This window comes from Phormidium sp. FACHB-592, from assembly GCF_014695795.1.
Lineage (GTDB): Bacteria > Cyanobacteriota > Cyanobacteriia > Leptolyngbyales > Leptolyngbyaceae > Stenomitos.
In genome coordinates this window covers 19,576-37,607 of the sequence record NZ_JACJOZ010000070.1, presented here as the reverse complement: position 1 = coordinate 37,607, position 18,032 = coordinate 19,576, and the positions used below count along the sequence as shown (strand labels likewise).

13 protein-coding genes are annotated in these 18,032 nt (G+C 50.2%); 4 read left to right on the top strand and 9 right to left on the bottom strand.

The genetic code is table 11. The features are described 5' to 3' along the window. The 4 genes from H6F86_RS18490 to H6F86_RS18475 form a co-directional block, all read right to left on the bottom strand. Nucleotides 1-185, bottom strand: a 185-nt coding sequence (locus tag H6F86_RS18490) for a hypothetical protein (protein ID WP_190450204.1), incomplete at its 3' end; no start/stop codon positions are given. Nucleotides 186-291: 106 nt separating this feature from the next. Continuing rightward, nucleotides 292-1,293: a hypothetical protein gene (locus H6F86_RS18485; RefSeq protein WP_206756056.1), complete on the bottom strand. Its 1,002-nt coding sequence runs from the start codon at nt 1,291-1,293 to the stop codon at nt 292-294. A gap of 4 nt (nt 1,294-1,297) precedes the next feature. Then, nucleotides 1,298-1,675 carry a CSLREA domain-containing protein gene (locus H6F86_RS18480; protein ID WP_190450202.1) on the bottom strand — a complete coding sequence of 126 codons (378 nt, stop codon included), beginning with the start codon at nt 1,673-1,675 and terminating at the stop codon, nt 1,298-1,300. A gap of 213 nt (nt 1,676-1,888) precedes the next feature. Next, nucleotides 1,889-5,029 (bottom strand): FG-GAP-like repeat-containing protein, encoded by a 3,141-nt coding sequence (locus H6F86_RS18475; RefSeq protein ID WP_190450201.1) that lies wholly within the window; start codon nt 5,027-5,029, stop codon nt 1,889-1,891. Nucleotides 5,030-5,224: 195 nt separating this feature from the next. Between H6F86_RS18475 and H6F86_RS18470 the strand changes: the two genes are divergently transcribed. Both H6F86_RS18470 and H6F86_RS18465 read left to right on the top strand, forming a co-directional pair. Then, nucleotides 5,225-8,296: a filamentous hemagglutinin N-terminal domain-containing protein gene (locus H6F86_RS18470; RefSeq protein WP_190450200.1), complete on the top strand. Its 3,072-nt coding sequence runs from the start codon at nt 5,225-5,227 to the stop codon at nt 8,294-8,296. 109 nt (nt 8,297-8,405) lie between these two features. Then, nucleotides 8,406-11,069 (top strand): CHAT domain-containing protein, encoded by a 2,664-nt coding sequence (locus tag H6F86_RS18465; protein WP_190450199.1) that lies wholly within the window; start codon nt 8,406-8,408, stop codon nt 11,067-11,069. 301 nt (nt 11,070-11,370) lie between these two features. Here the strand turns inward: H6F86_RS18465 and H6F86_RS18460 are convergent, their stop codons facing one another. Further along, on the bottom strand, nt 11,371-11,592 hold the full coding sequence (locus H6F86_RS18460; protein WP_190450198.1) for a hypothetical protein: 222 nt from the start codon (nt 11,590-11,592) through the stop codon (nt 11,371-11,373). A 47-nt stretch (nt 11,593-11,639) separates the two neighbouring features. Here H6F86_RS18460 and H6F86_RS18455 point away from each other — a divergent pair, with 47 nt between their 5' ends. Further along, the gene (locus H6F86_RS18455; RefSeq protein WP_190450197.1) at nt 11,640-12,518 is read left to right on the top strand and encodes an IS982 family transposase; all 879 of its coding nucleotides are present in this window, start codon (nt 11,640-11,642) and stop codon (nt 12,516-12,518) included. Continuing rightward, a complete protein-coding gene (locus H6F86_RS18450; protein WP_242033590.1) occupies nt 12,458-12,964 on the top strand; it encodes a transposase in 507 nt (168 codons plus the stop codon). Before H6F86_RS18455 ends, H6F86_RS18450 begins: the two co-directional genes overlap by 61 nt. Before the next feature lie 581 nt (nt 12,965-13,545). Here H6F86_RS18450 and H6F86_RS18445 read toward each other — a convergent pair. From H6F86_RS18445 to H6F86_RS18430, 4 genes are all read right to left on the bottom strand, one after another. After that, entirely contained in the window at nt 13,546-14,355 is an 810-nt protein-coding gene (locus tag H6F86_RS18445; RefSeq protein ID WP_190450195.1) for a hypothetical protein, read from the bottom strand. A gap of 428 nt (nt 14,356-14,783) precedes the next feature. Then, nucleotides 14,784-15,680 (bottom strand): AraC family transcriptional regulator, encoded by an 897-nt coding sequence (locus H6F86_RS18440; protein ID WP_190450194.1) that lies wholly within the window; start codon nt 15,678-15,680, stop codon nt 14,784-14,786. A gap of 34 nt (nt 15,681-15,714) precedes the next feature. After that, nucleotides 15,715-16,242, bottom strand: a complete 528-nt coding sequence (locus H6F86_RS18435; RefSeq protein ID WP_190450193.1) for a GNAT family N-acetyltransferase — start codon at nt 16,240-16,242, stop codon at nt 15,715-15,717. 504 nt (nt 16,243-16,746) lie between these two features. After that, a complete protein-coding gene (locus H6F86_RS18430; protein WP_190450192.1) occupies nt 16,747-18,027 on the bottom strand; it encodes an ATP-binding protein in 1,281 nt (426 codons plus the stop codon). Nucleotides 18,028-18,032 lie beyond the last annotated feature (5 nt).

The window sequence follows — 18,032 nt, the reverse complement described above, 5'->3', positions numbered from 1 at the left end:
TTTTTTTGTCGCGTTAGCCCCCATTTCTTGAGTGCTCGGCTAATTGTACTGGTACGAACCTGGAGTTGAGTTTGTTGCTGTAAGCGACTTGCCAGTTGTGGCAGTGTGGCATCCTTATCCGCTTGCACCAATTGTTCAAGTACTTGCTGCTGCGGCGATTGTAAGGTTGGTTTGGGACCACCCACAGAGGCTTTAGGAGCAAGGCTATGGGTTTCACGTTCTTGCTTCAGCAGTCGGTGTACGCAGTCGGGGCTGACAGCAAAGCGGTGTGCTCATTGACGGATTGAGCCTTCACCGTTGTTGTAAAGGTCTACATTTTTTTTGGCGTAAGTCGCAGGCGTAAAGCCTCATAGAAGCAGGGGAAATAGAGCAATTCTGAATCTTATAAGTGTACTTAACAAACTTACACAACGCTGTAATCGTCAACCGCTCTGCACCGAACCCATTGATGGTCACGTTTTTTTCGACCAGCAGTTCGCCCAGATTCAGCATGATGGTGCCACTCAGGTTTCCCGCAAAATTGATCGTGCCCCCCGCACTGATCAGCGACAAAGCCTCCCGTAAGGACAAATCCCCCGCGCCAAAGTTGTTGTCTGATTCATCAACCAAGGTATCCACCGTAAGATTGGACAGTGGTTGCAGTCGGGCGTTTGTGGTGCCAATGCGATCGCTGCTGACGCGAACAATCAATGCTTGATCACCCATGCCAATTCGGTTGCCCCCCTGACTGGTAAAGCTGCCATTCACATCATGGGTACTATCAGAGGCGGTGTTGCGGGCGATCGTCGTGTTTTTGATCGTCGTCGTTCTGTTAAACAAGGCGGTGTCGACTCCGTCCCCATTAGTGCCGGAGTAATTATCAATAATCGTGCTACCGATGACAGTTAGGTGACCGCCGCTGTCAATCCCTCCTCCTGCTCCACTCGATGAATTGTTGTTGACTGTACTGCTAATCACCTCCAACCTGCCATCATTTTCAATGCCGCCGCCGCTGACGGTGGACGTGTTGTGCTGCATCAGGCTTTTGATGATTTTTAAGGTGCCACCGTTGTAGATGCCACCACCACTGCCATAGGTAACGGAATTGTTTTGCACAGTGCTGTTGGTTAGGGTCAGATTGCCATAGTTGAGGATGCCACCGCCAGCAGCCCTTCTGAGGAAGCCGTTGGCGATCGTCATTCCCGACAGGGCAACCGTTGGAGCATTCGTAGGGATCAGTCGCACATTCTCCCAATCAAATATTGGCTCCATGCCCATTTGAAATACTCTGGAAGCTCCGTTGCCGCTAATCATCAGGTCAGCCGTGCCACTGCCGTTGATCGTCAGGTGATCCAGGAATGTGCAGTTGCCCGTTGGTGAGAGTGATGGTCTGGGAACCAGTGCCCAGGTTGAAACTGATTATGTCCGCGCCAGCTTTGGCGTTGGCGGCATTGATCGCTTCCCGCAGGGTGATCACGCCATCGTTGGCATCGATCGTGTCTGCGGTGCTGGTGACGACGAAGGGATCGAGGGGTGCTGCAACCGGTTGGGGCAGCAGGGTGCTAGAGCTAGCGCTGCGGAATTCCTGGCTGAGGGGAACTTGTAGCGAGTCGGATTGCGACAAAACAGTTGGGTTCAACGCAGCCAGTTCAGTGGTCAAAAGCGAATTTGTAGAGTTGAAGCAGGAGTTGTTCATAGCAATAGTCCTTGGTTGAAGTGACGCAGGAGATACAGGGTGTCTCCATCGCTTTCTGCGGGCAGGATTTTTGGTTTATGCAGTCGCGATGATCAACCGTCAAAGAAGGGGCGATCGCTAATCTCGCTGAACGAAAGGGGAAAGGTTGAGGGTTATCCCTTTTCCTTTCCCTTGTCAGAAGTAGGACTATACCCACCCAAGCACTATTGCAAATCAGTTAATTGAATCCAAGTACATTAGCCAGTCGAACTCGCTCACCGCGATCGGTAGATTGATGAAATCGAGCGGTAATTCTTCAAATGGCAATCCACTGTCCATTAGGCTGAGAGGTGCTGTAAACTCAAAGGCTCCAATGTCCCGTCTACCGTTGGAAACAAGCTGTCCGCGTTGGTCGGAAGATTGGTTAGTAGGATTGCCAGCATCGATCGCAGCACTACCTGTCAATAGTGCGTGCGTTGGGGTTGTGCCACCATTATTTTGTAAAGCACTTAATTGCGGATTAAGCGGATTGCCATAGAAACCATACCGATCCCCAATTTGAACAAAGTCAGAGGTTCCAGTGGTGTCGCCGATCAGGTTGTAGCCACGGCTGACGAAAGAGCCATAAGCATCTCCAATCGGGTTCGACAGGGTCCGATTTTCAGCCACGATCGAGTTCCCAATCGTCGTGGTGCCACCCATGCGATAGTGATAGATGCCGCTACCTGACCAATTGGCAATATTGTTGGTAATCGTGCTGTGGTCAACTGTTAAAGTGCCGTCACCTTGGTAAATCCCGCCGCCTTCCTGGTTTGCTGTGTTGCCGCTGAAGGTGCTGTTGCTGATAGCAACCGTACCCCAATCCACGTAAATCCCGCCGCCATGATAGATTGCGGTATTGTTGTCTACGGTGCTGTTGTTCAGGGTCAGGGTGCCCACGTTATGAATACCGCCGCCGTAGACCGCACGATTGTTGGTGAAGCGGCTGTTGCTGACGTTCAACGTGCCATAGTTTTCAACACCGCCACCAGAGTAACCATTGGCGAATCCATCCCGGATGGTTAGTCCTTCCAGATTGACCGTTGCACCATTGGCAATCTCGAACACTCTGGAGGTATTGTTGCCACTGATACGAATGCGATCTGCCCCTGTTCCGTCGATCGTCAGGTTTTTGTTAATCAACAGTTGGCTGTTGAGGGTAATCGTTCCTTGCAACTCAGGGGCAAAGGTGATTGTTGTGCCAGCGATAGAACCCTCAATCAGCTCTCGTAATGAAACATCTCCAGGGCTGAAATTTCCATCGTTTTCATCCACCAGAGTATCAACAACGGTTGGTATTGGATCTTTCAGGGTCAAACCAGCGAGATTACTGGGAGCAACCGTGTAGCGATCGCCCTTTACCACCACAAATTCGATGCGTTCATCGCCTTCTCTCAAAGAGTCTTGTAGGGAAGTGACCTGAAACGCAGTACGGGTCTCAGGAGCGAAGAGGGAGCCATACGGCATTTGAACCGTGACAAAATCGCCATTAATGCTGGCTCCACTTACAGTGAAGTCAACTCCCAACTTTGCTGTTCCCACACTTTTAAGCGTGATCGCCATTGCGCTTCCAAAACCAGGTTTAGTTAAAACAAATTGCTCAGAGTTTGGGCTTACTTCGCTGATAACCCCGTTGCTAGAGGAGACTGTAATCGTTGGTAACAACTTATCTCCATAGACGACGCTGACTTCGCCTGCATGATTGAACAATGAAGAGCCAACTTTTTCTCCAGGGGCACCAATCGCCAGATCATCGCTGCCATTGCCATCAAAATCACCTGTTGCCAAGGCTGCGCCAAACAAGTCGGCATCTTCCAAACTGGCACCAGTAATATGGCGCTGATCAATCAGTGTATTGATCGTGGGCGCTAAACCTCTATCGCTTCCGACGATGACTGAAAATGCGCCACCTCGCCTCGAACCTTCCGTTTCCCCAGGGGCACCAACCATTAGATCTGAGCGACCATCATGATTAATATCACCAACTGCGAGAGCTTCACCAAAGCGATCGTCTTTTTCAACCCCACCCGCCATGCCAGGGCTATTTTGATCAATCAGTTGATTGCCTGCATTCGTCAGTCCTTGAAACCGCTTTCCATAAATAATCGCGACTGCACCACCATTGCTGTCATCCACGTTCACACTCGTGCTCCAGTCTTCGCCCGGAACCCCGATCACCAAATCTGCAATGCCATCTCCATTAAAGTCACCCGCTGCCACGTCATAGCCAAATTGATCCCCTGCTTCAATGCCACCTTCCAGGTTAAATTGACTTCCTTCGGTGCCGTTTTGATCCCAAAATTGGTTCATCACTCGCGTTAGCCCAGACTGGCTGCCGTAGAGGACGCTGACGGCTCCACCGGGAACATTGCTGATGCCACCCATACGGAAGCGTTCACCGGGAGTGCCGATTGCCAGATCATCTTTGCCGTTTCCATCAAAATCACCCGCTGCCAGGGAGAAACCAAAGCGATCGCCCCACTCATCTTTAGAGTTAAACCGACGATCGGGAGCTGCTTCCGCTGCACCCAAAATACCTGCAGAATCCTGGCTCCAGATTTGGGAAGTACTGGTCAACCCGACATTTGCAGTGCCGTGAAAGATGGTGACGGAACCTTTTTCACTATTCGCGAACGGATTGCCCGCTGCTAGGTCGTCTGTCCCATCGCCATTAAAGTCTCCAACCTCCAGGGCATAGCTACCGGTAGCCGATAATAAACCGGGTTGTAGCAGTCCATTGCTAGTGCCATTCAAGATATGAACGCCAGAACCACTGCCAACCGCTAGATCTATCTTGCCATCGTTGTTGAAATCGCCCGCTGCCAGCGATCGTCCGAACGCAATGGAACCACTTGCCTGAAAAGTTTGGATACCCGTAGTCGATAGCCCTGTGGCTGAGCCATACATCACACTGACCATTCCTGGACCGTTGTATCGGTAGTCGTCATACTTTTTGTTTGAGTCGTCACTATATTTAGAGGCACCTTCGCCCGGCGAGCCAATGGCTAAGTCCATATAGCCATCGCCGTTAAAGTCTCCTGTTTCTACCGTTTGTCCAAATTCATCTCCCCGCTGATAAACAGACACTCCTTGACCAGTCGAGGCTATAAATCCGTTCCGTGCTGCGCCTGGAAAACTACCTGCCCCTTGTTGCCAGGTTTCTGAGCGGACTCCAAAAAGGGGCGGCGGAGTATATGACGCACTGGCTTGGCTAGAGGTTGAGCCAAGGGCAAGCAGGGGATCTTGTAATTCATGAGGTTGAACCAGAAGATTGGAGGGGTTGATATTGAGTTGGCTCTGAAGATTTTGTAAGTTTGAGTTGCAGGAGAAATCCATGAGTCTAATCCTTTGCTAAAAGTGTGTGCCAGGGGTGCGAGAGACAAAATTCAGCAGACTGAATCTGTTCCCTTACTCACACTTGCGGGCGGAATTAAACAGTTATGCAGTCCAAAATCAAATTTTCTAAGAAGCTTCGGGTGAAGTAAGGGAAAGTGCTGTAAAGTGCAAAAAACGATAAGATCGCGCCATCAAATGTCTTGCTTAAGTTTCTGGATTCATGGTTCTGCACTGTTACTGGTTGCTCTATCCAATGGCGTTTCCTGCTCTCCAGCGATCACCCAAATCATTCCCGATAATACCCTGCCAACTAATTCCATTGTTCTTCCGGGCTGCCCCGACTGCACGATCGATGGCGGTACGGTTCGAGGGACAAATCTATTTCACAGCTTTCGGGAGTTTTCCATTCCAATCGGTGGCGCGGCGCGGTTTAACAACGCTGTCTCCATTCAAAACATCCTGACGCGAGTAACTGACTCTGCTTCAAACATTGATGGATTGATTCAAACGAACGGCACGGCAAATCTGTTTCTAATTAATCCTAACGGGATTGTGTTTGGTTCAAATGCGCGGCTAGACGTGCATGGCTCCTTTGTGGCAACGACTGCTAATGCTGTGCAATTTGGCGATCAGGGTGTGTTTAGTGCTTCGGTGCCTGCCTCTCCGGCGTTACTGACCGTCAATCCGTCGGCGTTGCTGTTTAATCAATTGCAAGCAGCTCCGATCGTCAACCAATCTGTTGCCGTTGCTGGGGTGTCTCCTGGTGGTTTTGGTGTCTTTGGCTTGCGCGTTCCCAACGGGCGCAACCTGCTGTTAGTGGGTGGCGCGGTGCAGCTTGATCAAGGGGGCGTGGCGGCACTGGGTGGGCGGGTGGAGTTGGGTGGGCTGGCGGCTCCTGGTGTTGTGGCATTGACATCAGAGTATCAGTTGGGTTTTCCAGCCGGAGTCGAACGGGCGGATGTTTCATTGATGAATGGTGCGGTCGTAGATGTAGCAGCGGATGGGCGGGGAGATGTGGTTGTGACCGCTCGCAACATCGATCTTAGGCAACAAAGTGCCATTTATGCAGGCATCGTGGCACCGGGGGGAACGGTAACCCGTCAGGCAGGGGCGATCGCTTTAGATGCAACCGGAGCAGTTACTCTCGATGGGGAAGGCAGCACGCTAGAAAACTCAGCGAGCGCCAATGTGCTGGGCAATGGGGGCGACATTCAGATGCGCGCCCGTAGCTTTGCTGTAACGAATGGGGCTAATGTGCTGACGCTCAACGGTCTGCAGGGAAATGCAGGCAACATTACAATTGAGATGACGGATGCGATCGCTGTCGATGGGTTTGGTCGCCAGCTCTCTAGCGCTATTGCTAGCCAAGTCGGTCGAGGTGTCGGCAATGGCGGCAATGTCACCCTCACGACCCGCCGGCTATCCCTTACCAATAGCGGTAACGTAGGCACAGCCACTTTTGCTCGTGGGAATGCGGGCGATGTTCGCATTGTCGCTGACACCCTCACTGTTGATGGCGTGGGCAGCACTCGATCGAGTGGGATTACCAGCAGTGTGGCACCACGAGCCGTAGGGAACGGCGGTGTGATTGACATCCAAACCGGGCTACTCTCGGTGACAAATGGCGGCAGGTTGTTTGCCAGCACCTTTGGACAGGGCAATGCGGGAGACATTCGGGTCAATGCACGCGATCGCGTAGCGCTGGATGGCTCTGGCAGCAATCGATTTTCGAGCGCGATCGTTAGTCAGGTAGCCACTCCCGGCATTGGCGATGGTGGCACCCTTCAGCTTAACGCTCCCACTGTGACACTGACCAATGGGGCGCAACTGGCTACCAGCACCTTCGGACGCGGCAGAGCAGGGGATATCACCATTCGGACGCAGGATGTCGTTGTGTTTGATGGTGTGGGCAGCAATAATTCTCCTAGTGGGGCTTTCAGCAGTGTGGAAGCGAGAGCGATCGGCAATGGCGGCAACCTTTCTATCCGTAGCGAAGCCTTTCGCCTGACTAACAATGCGGGGCTGTTTGCTAGCACAAGTGGACGCGGCGATGCGGGCAAAATTCAAGTGCAGTCGGGGACTGTAACTTTAGCAACGGATGGCAGAATCCTGAGCACTGTGGAGCCAACCGGCATTGGCAATGGGCAGGAAATTGCGATTCAGGCGCGATCGCTGGCACTAACTAGCAATGCCCAAATCAATGCCAGCACCGCTGGAGACGGCAAGGCGGGGCAAATCCAGGTCGTTGCAGACTCGCTGGAAGCAAATACAGGTGGACGGCTGCTAACAACCACAACCAGTCGTCGTGATGCTGGAGACATTCGGTTGCAGGTGCGCGATCGCTTGAGTCTTAGTGGAGCAGACAGCGGTTTGTTTGCCAGTACTGCCGTAGGCTCTAGCGGCAATGGCGGCACCATTTTTGTGCAGTCAAATGCTCTGGCTCTCCAAGATGCTGCCCGCATCAGCGTTGATAGCCAGGGCACTGGCGTGGGTGGCGACATTGGCATTCAAACTGACTCACTCAGGTTGAGCGATCGCTCAACCATTTCCGCAGAAACACAAAGCAACACGGGTGGAAACATTACGCTGAACGTGCCAGAACTATTGCTGTTACGGGTTGGAAGCACCATTTCTACCACTGCCGGAAAAGCGCAGGGAACTGGCGATGGCGGCAATCTCACGATCGCGGCTGGCTTTGTTGCCGGTGTCTCTAATGAAAACAGTGACATCACCGCCAATGCCTTTCAAGGAAACGGCGGCAACATCAATATTACGACGCAGGGCATCTTTGGACTGAGCTTTCGTGATCGCCTGACTCCCCTTAGTGACATTACGGCAAGTTCCCAGTTCGGTCTGAATGGCATCGTGACAATCAACACCCTAGCCATTGATCCCATTCAGGGAACCGTTCAATTGCCAACTGCTTTCAGTACGCCTCCGATCGCTCAAGGGTGCCAGGCAAGTAGTCGCACCAGCCGCTTTGTCAATCAGGGACGCGGCGGGGTCTCTCCGAGTCCAATTGATCCACTCACAAGCGACACGATCTGGCAAGATTGGGAGGCGATCGATACTCCACGTACTCTAGAACGCGCTACTCCAACCGAGTTTGAAAACCAGGAGCAGGCAAAAGCGGCTTCAGAAGTACCCGCGATCGTGGAAGCGCAGGGTTGGCTCATTGCACCAAGTGGGGAAGTCAGGCTCATAACCCAAGCCGAAATAGTTACACCTTATGGGATTGAAGGAAGCGATCGCTCCCTCTGCCAATAGTTCTCTTAAACGCTGTTCATCACCCATCGTAGATAACCCTGTTACACACCGTGTCTGTTTGTCACCAATGAAAAGACAACTACAAGTAAGACTGAGACTAAGAACAGTAATGGCAGTCTTGCTATTAGCTGGTGGCGTTGAGTTGACAGGAGGGAGAGCCGAAGCTAAGGATAACGTCTGCCTAAGATTATCTTGCCGCTCGAACGTAATTTCAGCTTATGACCAATCTGTATCGACGGGGGAAACAAGTGAGGAAGCGGTGCAAGCCCTCATTGAACCAGATGGGGTTTATAGCAGTTGGCATCGTCAATTTCAGCCAGTGCTAACGACTGTGGCTCCTGCAACTGACGCCGCTCAGTTGATCAAACAGGGTCGATCGCACTATCAAGCCGGACAGTTTGCACCCGCGATCGCGGCGTGGCAACAGGCAGCGACAGCCTATAAAGAGCAAGGCGATGCGTTAAACCAGGCGCTCGTGGGGAGCTATTTAGCACTGGCATATCAACAGAGCGGCAACCTGGATGAGGCATGGCGGCTAATTAACACAAGTCTGACGTTGCTTTCATCCTTTAATACGTCACAATCAACCCGCATTCGTGCCCAAGTTTTTAATGCACAGGGAAGTCTGCAATTTGCTCAGGGTCAGACAGAAGCCGCATTGAAAACTTGGCAGCAGACAACAGCGCTCTATCAACAGTTGGGCGATCAACCGCGATGGCTTGGCAGCTTAATTAATCAAGTGCAGGCGCAGCAAGCATTGGGGCTGTTTCTCCGGGCACGACAAACTCTGGATCAGGTTGAACAATGGCTGCAACAGCAGCCTGACTCGGCGCTTAAAGCGTTGGGATTACGAAGTCTGGGCAATGTGCTGCTGGCGGTGGGAGACGTGACAACAGCGGAGCAGGTACTTGAGCAAAGTCTGATGCTACTGGAACGCAAAGCTCCTATAGGAAACGTGCAATCCTTGAATCCATCAGACGATCGCAGCGCCATTCTACTTAGCTTAGGCAATGTGGCACGCGCTCAAAACGATGTTCCAACCGCCTTGAAATGGTATCAAGCGGTAGATACTAATGCCCTGCCGTTAACTCGCACGCAGGCATTACTCAATCAATTGAGTTTGCTGCCTCAGGCATCTGCTGATACTCAGGCATTGATTCTAGTCATTCAAGCGCAACTAGAGGCATTGCCGCCTAGCCGAGCCAGCATTTATGCCCGGATTAATCTGGCGCAAAGCTTGCTGCGATCGCTAGATTCGATCAACGCAGCAGCACAAACACTGGCGGTCGCGGTTCAACATGCTGACGGTCTGGCAGATCAGCGAGCAAAAGCGTATGCACTGGGCTATTTGGCACATGCATATGAACGCACGCACCAATGGGCAGAAGCACAAACCCTAACCAAGCAGGCGTTACTGCTCGCTCAGTCGGTGAATACACCTGAAATTGCGTATCAGTGGCAGTGGCAACTGGGGCGCATTCTCAACGCGAGAGGACAGCGAATGGAAGCGATACGTGCGTATGAGGCAGCCTATCAGACACTGCGGTCGGTGCGCGGCGATTTAACTGCCACCAGTCCTGACGTGCAGTTTTCCTTTCGAGAGCGGGTGGAACCTGTTTATCGAGAATTTGTCGCTTTGCTGTTGCAGTCACCATCCAATGCCAACCTCAAACAAGCGCGTGAAGTCATTGAGTCGCTACGACTGGCAGAGCTGGATAACTTCTTTCGCACGGCTTGCTTAGAAGGACAAAGCGTGGCAATCGACACTATTAATCAAACCGACGCTGCCATTGTCTATCCCATCATTTTGGCGAATCGCTTAGAGGTTATTCTCAGTTTGCCGAACCAACCGTTGCGTCACTATGCAGTTGCTGTCACTCAGCAGACAGTTGAAACCACAATTGAACAATTGCGGCAAAACCTGGAGAAACCACTTACGACACCAGAAGGAAAACAGTCTGGTCAGCACATCTACAATTGGTTAATGCAACCGATTGCAGCAGAACTCGATCAACGATCAATCAAAACGTTAGTGTTTGTGCTGGATGGTGCGTTGCGGAATGTGCCAATGGCGGCTATGTATGACGGTCGGCAGTATTTAATCGAGCGCTATGGCATTGCGATCGCGCCAAGTTTGCAATTGTTGAATCCGCGATCGCTACAACAGCAAGGGCTACAAACCTTAGCAGCTGGCTTAAGTGAAGCGCGACATGGCTTTGGTGCCCTGTCAAATGTCGGCTCAGAACTCAATGAAATTCAAGCCGAAGTGCCGAGCCGAGTGTTATTGAATCAAACCTTTACCAGTGCTGCCTTACAAGACCAGATCAAGCAGCTGCCATTTCCGATCGTCCATCTCGCCACACATGGACAGTTTAGTTCTGATGCCAATGAAACGTTCGTTTTAGCATGGGATAAACCCATCAAAGTGACAGAACTCGCCAGCTTACTCCGCTCCAGAGATGACCTTAGCGAGAACGCGATCGAACTACTTGTTTTGAGTGCCTGTGAAACTGCCACAGGCGATAAACGGGCAGCGTTAGGATTAGCAGGCGTGGCGGTGCAGGCAGGGGCGCGGAGTACGATCGCGTCGTTGTGGAGTTTAGATGACGAATCGGGCGCAAGGTTTATGAGTCAGTTGTACCGTCAACTGGTAAATGCAAAAGTCTCCAAGGCAGAAGCCGTTCGGCAGTCTCAACTCGCGCTGCTACGCGACCCCAACTTTCGGCATCCCCGCTACTGGGCACCCTACGTTTTACTGGGAAATTGGCTATGAATGGTGTAAGTGAGCAGAAAGAATGGCGCAATGAGCAAAGGAGTGACACAGTACACGAAGCCCTACAACACTGCCCCAGTTAACATTAGGGGCATCAAGCAGTAGAGCCCGTCACTGGTGGTAGCTGTGAGTAAAGGTGTGGAATGACAGCAAGGATAGGCATTGAGTTAAATTCAGCAGAGTAGGTAACTGCTCTGTTGAATTTAACTCAACCTCTAAATTACCTCTACGAGAGAGCAAGTCACTCCGTCACATAGCAGCATGCATAATCGTGAAGAACACTGCTCTAAGAAAACACGCTCTACCTACGCTGATCGCTCTCAGCAGGAAACAGCAGGGCAATATAGCCACCCACATCCACTTTTGCCAGGTCAGCAAAGGTGGCTCGTATATCCTTGTCCACCCATGATAAGGCAAAGGAACCGATAACCAGACTCAGGACAACGATCGAGAGAATATCGTTCTTGCTTAGGGTGCGGATGCGTTTCGTTTTTAACGTGAGTTCGGGATAAGGAAGGGGCAAAGCCGTTAGGGTGAAAGTGCTTAAATTCTCATCCTCTGCTTTGCCCCATGCCTAGTCTAGAAGAACTGTTCTGGCAGGTCGATGATTTTTGCCTACGCTTTCAACCCCAATGGGAACGCCAACTGTTAGACAACGGTTTGAAACGGCGAAAGCGCGCTCGAGGACTATGCTTAAGCGAAATCATGACCCTCTTGATTGGCTTTCATCAATCCTCCTACCGCAATTTTGAAGCCTATTACAGCAAGCAGGTGCAACCTTACTGGCGCTCAGCCTTTCCCGGTCTCACCAGCTATAACCGCTTTGTCGAGTTGATACCGGAAACCCTGATTCCCTTGTGTACCTATCTCCGTTCCTGCTTTGGTCGCTGTAGTGGCATCAGCTTCATGGACTCGACCAGTCTCAAAGTCTGCCATAATCGTCGCATCGGACAGCACAAGGTGTTCCAAGACTTGGCGGCACGCGGCAAAACATCCGTGGACTGGTTCTACGGCTTCAAACTACATGTCGTCGTCAATGACCGAGGGGAGTTGCTCAATTTTGTGTTGACCCCAGGAAATCAGGACGACCGCACCCTCGTTCCCAAACTCTTGCAACAGCTATGCGGTAAGGTCTTTGCTGACAAAGGTTATGTGTCCCAGAAGCTGTCCAAAGCGTTGTTAGACCGCAGTGGGATCCAGCTTATTACCCGCCTACGGCGAAACATGCAGAATCGGCTGATGCCGTTGGGTGATCGCCTGCTGCTGCGAAAGCGGGCTGTGATTGAAAGTGTCTTTGACCAGTTGAAGAACATTTCGCAGATTGAGCATTCCCGCCACCGCAGTCCGGTCAATTGCTTGGTCAACCTTGTCTGTGGACTGATTGCCTATTGCCACCAGCCCAAGAAGCCTTCGATTGCCTTAGACCACAACTTGCTGCCTTCGGCTTAACCCGAACTCACGTTAAAAAACTCGCTGAGAATCTCGCCCTCTTAGCTTGGTGTGCGATTGCTGCCATGGGCTTGATCGGACAAATCCGCTTCTTCTGCCAAGATGAGACGCGCGTTGGACTTAAAACCATCAGTGGACGCAAAATCACGGCCAAAGGCATCAAACCCCAAGGCAAAGTGCAATGGCAGTTTCAGTCCACCTACCTGCACGGCGTGGTGGAACCTGCCACGGGAGCACATTTCTTCTACGAGTTTACCCACCTTAACAGCGATTGTTTCCAGGTGTTTCTGAGCTTGGTCAGTCAACAATACAACGACAGTATTCTCATCAGCCAACTGGACCAAGCCGGGGCACATAGAGCCAAGCGCTTGCAGATTCCAAGCAACATGATCCTAATGTTTCAGCCATCACATGCACCAGAAACTAATCCGATTGAGCGAGTATGACAGCATTTTAAGTTGAGGTTGCGATGGCAGTTACCCAAGAGTTTGGATGAGTTGCGGTTGTTGATGCGCTCAAGGCTGGAAGCGATGACTCCAGCAGTCATTGCTTCGTTTGTAGGGTGGGACTCCATTCGGAGTGCACTATCTGTAGCCGGTACTTAAAGAGTTGGTATAACCCAGTCAGAGCCGACATACGACCCAAAAAGTGCAATATGAAGCTATAACGCTTTACCTATAGGGGTTTCAGGAAATAGGTAATTTAAGCTGCACTGCTGAAACCCTTGATCAGTACCAGTTGGGACTACTTTTAGCCGGTGTACTAAGCAAAAATCAGTAGTACACAGCCTCTTTTGATGTGGTTTCAACGGCTGAAAGCCTCATTCTCTCGTAGAAGTTCTGATGTTGAGTCTCGCTTCAATAGATTCTCTGAAACTCAACCCAAAAGGCTTTCCAGCCCACCTTGCACTTTTTGGAGCGTATGTCGGTTCAACCCCTAGCCTGTTTTAGAGAAAAAATAAGGTGGGCAATTGCCACTCTACGACTAATGTCGCAAAAGTACTTTGCAGTTGACGCACCAATTGTCATCATCCGCACTGAGAGGAATTTGCCTCGCAAGATAATTCTATGAAGTCACCTGCACAACCAATTGTAAAGCCTAAGCAAAATAAAGCTCCAAAAGCATTCCAACCATGATCGCAGTCACAGACACATTTACCATCGTTATTAAATTCGCACTCAATATCATTATTTGGTTCTGTTGGATTCACTAAATCATCCACTGTGGTTAGGGGAGATTGTCTAGTCGAGTTAGGCGGCTGGGATGCGGAGCGGGATGGCTGTACTAAACTTGACAACCTATTTCTCTGTTCCCTAGTTTCTGACAATAGAGCTGTTTGAAACCTAAGATAATCCCTTTCAAGGGCTTGATTTCCTCTAAAGGTGTTTCGCACAATACGTAGCCCTTCCTTGTCTATCTGTGCTGTTCCAAGCGGACTAGTGTATCGAAGTGAAGCTCGCCTTAAGTTGGAACTGCGTTGAATAACGGCTTTCCGAACCTCCCTATTATTTGGATCAAGGACCGTGAAGGAGTTGTCTGTTATTCCAGAACTGGTTATACGTAATTGGTCGCCCCCCAGCGTTTCACGATCGTTCCCAGCAATTTGCAAATTTACAACTCGACGTGATTGCCTACCCTCAGGTCTACTCTGCACAGATTGAGCAATTAAACCATCTATGCAGTTTTGCTGCTTTCTATTAGGTAAAGATTCAGCTTCTTGAACTGTTTGCCGATTGGTAGTGCGTTCCTGAGCAAGAGATGCAGGTAAGTTCAGAGAAACAATGCCAATGAAGGCAAGGACTGAAGCTCGATAGATTCCTTTCTTCGGTTTAAACATTTTGTTCTTCCCTTATCTTTCTGCTTGAGCAGAGCATTAACACCTTTTGGATGACTCTAGACGCAATCCTGCTCATCGTTAGTTGAGTATTGCGTAGAGCAGCAATGTTCGGCTAATTTTTTCCATTGAATGATACGATCGCGCCAGGAGTTTGTTGCTGAAACGGACGAGCGACATCAGAATATTTAATGTTCCAAAATGCAATACCGTCTGATGATCCACTAAAGATCGTGGCGGTTTGTTTGTCGTCCAATTCTTCCTAACCTTCAAAATCTCAAATTTACATTTTCAAGTCCTTTGTATCCTTTTGCTTAAGTAATGGGTGCTATTGTGCCTCGTTTTAGGCACCCTTCGTTTCTGTTTGATTTAATCCTGACAGACATTTTCTTCAAGGTCTTGCACATTCTTATCGTTTTTGCACAGTCTTGCTACGAATTGAGCCAAGTTTTAGGAGTCGCTCCAGTAAGACGTTTGAAGTGCCGATGTAAATGGCTTTGGTGAGTAAAACCACAAGTAATTGCTACTTCGGCAATGGTCATTGCACCTTGTTGTAACAATTGCTTTGCCCGTTCAACGCGCTGTTGAATTAAATACTGGTGCGGACTCAAACCTATGGCTTGTTTGAAAGCACGGCAAAAGTGACACTGACTCATTTGAGCGATCGCGGCCAACTCATTTAAACTCAACTCACGCTCTAAATAATCGTTGATATAGTCCATGATCAATCTCAATTTGTGTTGAGAAAGCCCACCATTATAGTTTACAGTTCGATGTCTTTGGGATGAGTAGTGTCGCAAGAGATGAGCCGCGAGCGCGTTTGCCATTGTCTCAGCGTATAACCGACTGTTACCGCCTTGCGATCGCAGTTCTGCCTGAAGCGCCAGCCCAATTTGATAAATCAGCCCATCTTGAAACCCAAGTCGCGGGATTAACTCTACACAATCTGTTCCTAATAACTCAATTGCATTCTGGTTTAATAGTTCTGATTTCAAATTTAGGGAAAGCGTTTGAAGTTGGTTGTCCCAGCGAAAAAAGTGGGGACTGTGGACTGGACAAATGACAACTGTACTTTGAAAGAAAGTTCCTTGATGCGATTTTCCTTCTATCACCTGCTCTACCTGAACCCTCCTTTGCCCCATACTCATGCTGACGACATAGCGATCGAGGGAGTATTCAGGTGTTTCTCCCGGCGGTAAATTATGAGCTTCTAAGGTAACGTTATTCCATCCATTGTTATAGCTTGCAAGAATGGGGGTGGGTTCAAAAATATCTGGCAAACGCTGCGGATGATTTGCATCAGATTCCACCATTTCCTGTGCTGACATTGCTAACCCTCCTTTGCCTCATTTAGCCTTTAGTTCAAGGCTCATAATTCCATGCAGGTTTAGGTAAATTTCTCACCACGTCACGCAAATGTTGCTCTGATAACTCAGTTAACTGCCGAAACGCTCGTCCAGACACATAACAATCAGCTCCTGGAAAACATTGGGCACATCGCTGATAAAGTCTTTGGGCACTTGGGTTCTCGACTGCCTGTCCTTTGATGTACACGCCACCTTGCTGCTGAATTTGGACGGCGACGGTCATAAGCAGCTTCATCGCGACACCCCAACCCCGGTAAGCAGGATCCACATACAGATCAATGACTTCACCACCTTTTAGGCAGTGGTGCAGATCATAAGAAGGCTTCCAAGCTCCAAAAGCAATTAACTGGTGATTTTCTACTTCTGCAACCACCATTTGAAATTCAGCACCCAACCCGTCTTGTGCCAGTTTTTGAGGTGTTCCACCCCAGGCACGCTGGAAGGTTTCCTGCATGAATGCCAACAGCAATTTTTCCAGGTCTGGAATGTCATCTAGGGTGGCCTTGCGAATATGGTAAGGCATTGGTGCAAGTATCCTCACAGCCCGTTGACTGAAGCGTTAGTGAGCAATCGTCTCATTCAGCCGTAGAGTTTATTATGCAAATAGTGCCTTCACTTTGCTGGTACCCACAAGGGTACTTTTCGGAAGACTTGCGATCGCCCCGCCATCAATCTCACAGTACGGGCCCACCACCAACCTAGCAGCACAACGCTCCCGTTCACCCGCCGCTATTAACCTTGTGAACTCGATCATCATCTTGATGCGCTCCATGCTTTTGGTAAGAAGTGATTAGAAACTCATAACCCTGGACTAGATTTGGCCTCAATCGCTCCTTGGTTATAGTCTGAGACCTCGATGCTCTCGTTTCTACTACTGCCTGTGTGCAAGCTGAAAGGCTGATTATCTTGTTGGTTAGTTGCGGGTGGCAGCAATGTACCAACGATGATCACGTACATCGCTAATCGCTACCCTCAAAAATGAACGCATACAGGTTTAGATTTAGCACAGTTAATTGTCAAAAAGTGACTATTGATAAGGCTTAAGAGGTAACTCGACCTGAAATGTTGAGCCTTGACCGACTGTACTAGTCACATAGATCTGTCCGCCATGAGTCTGAACGATCTGCTGCACAATTGCTAGACCCAGCCCAGACCCACCGCTATCGAGCGATCGCGCTGTATCAACCCGATAAAAGCGATCGAAGATATAGGGTAAGTCCACTGCTGGGATGCCGATGCCGGTATCGATGACTTGAACCACTGCCCAGCCCGGATGAGGAACGAGTTGCAGCCGCACCGACCCACCTGTCGAATTGTATTTACAAGCATTACTGAGCAAATTTTCAATCACTTGCCTCAGCAGATCTGGATCAGCCCAGACCTGAATCGCCTGTTCTGGCTGCTCATAGTTGAGTTGAAGGCCTTGTGCTTCTGCCAGCACCCTAAATTGGGGAACGATTGCCTCTAGAAATTGATTGAGAGTGAGAAGCTTGAGCGATTCGGGAGCAAGCCTTCCCTGATGACGCGCCAAGAGCAACAGATTATTCACCAAAGCACCCATTGATTTAGCACTATCGACGATATTTTCGAGGGGCGGCTGGAACCGAGCCTCATCAGAGGCAAGCATCAATCCCACTTGAGCATTGGTCAAGATGGCAGAGAGGGGCGATCGCAACTCGTGGGAGGCATCGGCGGTAAAGCGTTGAAGCTGTTGATAAGACCGCCGAATGGGCTGCATGGCAATGCCACTTAGCAGCCAACCCGTTAAGCCGATTAACCCCAAGGCGAGTGGCACTGCTAGGGTTAACGCAAGCTGAAGCTCTTGCAACTGATTATAAGTTTCTGTGAGGGGTGTTGCGACCTGAAGGTAGCCCAGCGTCCCTGTTCGCCCCTCAACAGGTAGCGTAATCTGACGTAACCAGCGATGGTGCCGCCACAAGGAATCAGTCGGCTGAATCGTTTGATACCCAGGAGGAGTCTTAAGTTGATTGGCAGGAGCAACCCCAAAAAACCGCACCAAGCGTCCTTGGGCGTTGTACCAACGCACATAGATCAAATCTTCAGCCAGCGGGTGAGAACCACTGCCTAGTAAAGGAACATTGGTGAGATCCACTGCCATTTGATTCTGACGAACATCGTAATGAACGCTCGCCGCCATAATTTGGGTTTTGTCGAGCAGCAAGCGATCGAGCGCCTCTCGTTTGTCTTTCACCTCAATTTGGTAAATGACTCCTGCAAACAGCACAAGAATGCTACCCATTGAGAGCGTAAACCAGCGGGCTAGATTGCGGCGACTCTGATTAAACACATTCG

Excerpts from the sequence above, each read along its gene's own strand:
- H6F86_RS18485 (WP_206756056.1), bottom strand. The coding sequence starts at position 1,293 with ATGATTAGCGGCAACGGAGCTTCCAGAGTATTTCAAATGGGCATGGAG.
- H6F86_RS18480 (WP_190450202.1), bottom strand. The coding sequence starts at position 1,675 with ATGAACAACTCCTGCTTCAACTCTACAAATTCGCTTTTGACCACTGAA.
- H6F86_RS18475 (WP_190450201.1), bottom strand. The coding sequence starts at position 5,029 with ATGGATTTCTCCTGCAACTCAAACTTACAAAATCTTCAGAGCCAACTC.
- H6F86_RS18470 (WP_190450200.1), top strand. The coding sequence starts at position 5,225 with ATGTCTTGCTTAAGTTTCTGGATTCATGGTTCTGCACTGTTACTGGTT.
- H6F86_RS18465 (WP_190450199.1), top strand. The coding sequence starts at position 8,406 with ATGGCAGTCTTGCTATTAGCTGGTGGCGTTGAGTTGACAGGAGGGAGA.
- H6F86_RS18455 (WP_190450197.1), top strand. The coding sequence starts at position 11,640 with ATGCCTAGTCTAGAAGAACTGTTCTGGCAGGTCGATGATTTTTGCCTA.
- H6F86_RS18445 (WP_190450195.1), bottom strand. The coding sequence starts at position 14,355 with ATGTTTAAACCGAAGAAAGGAATCTATCGAGCTTCAGTCCTTGCCTTC.
- H6F86_RS18440 (WP_190450194.1), bottom strand. The coding sequence starts at position 15,680 with ATGTCAGCACAGGAAATGGTGGAATCTGATGCAAATCATCCGCAGCGT.
- H6F86_RS18435 (WP_190450193.1), bottom strand. The coding sequence starts at position 16,242 with ATGCCTTACCATATTCGCAAGGCCACCCTAGATGACATTCCAGACCTG.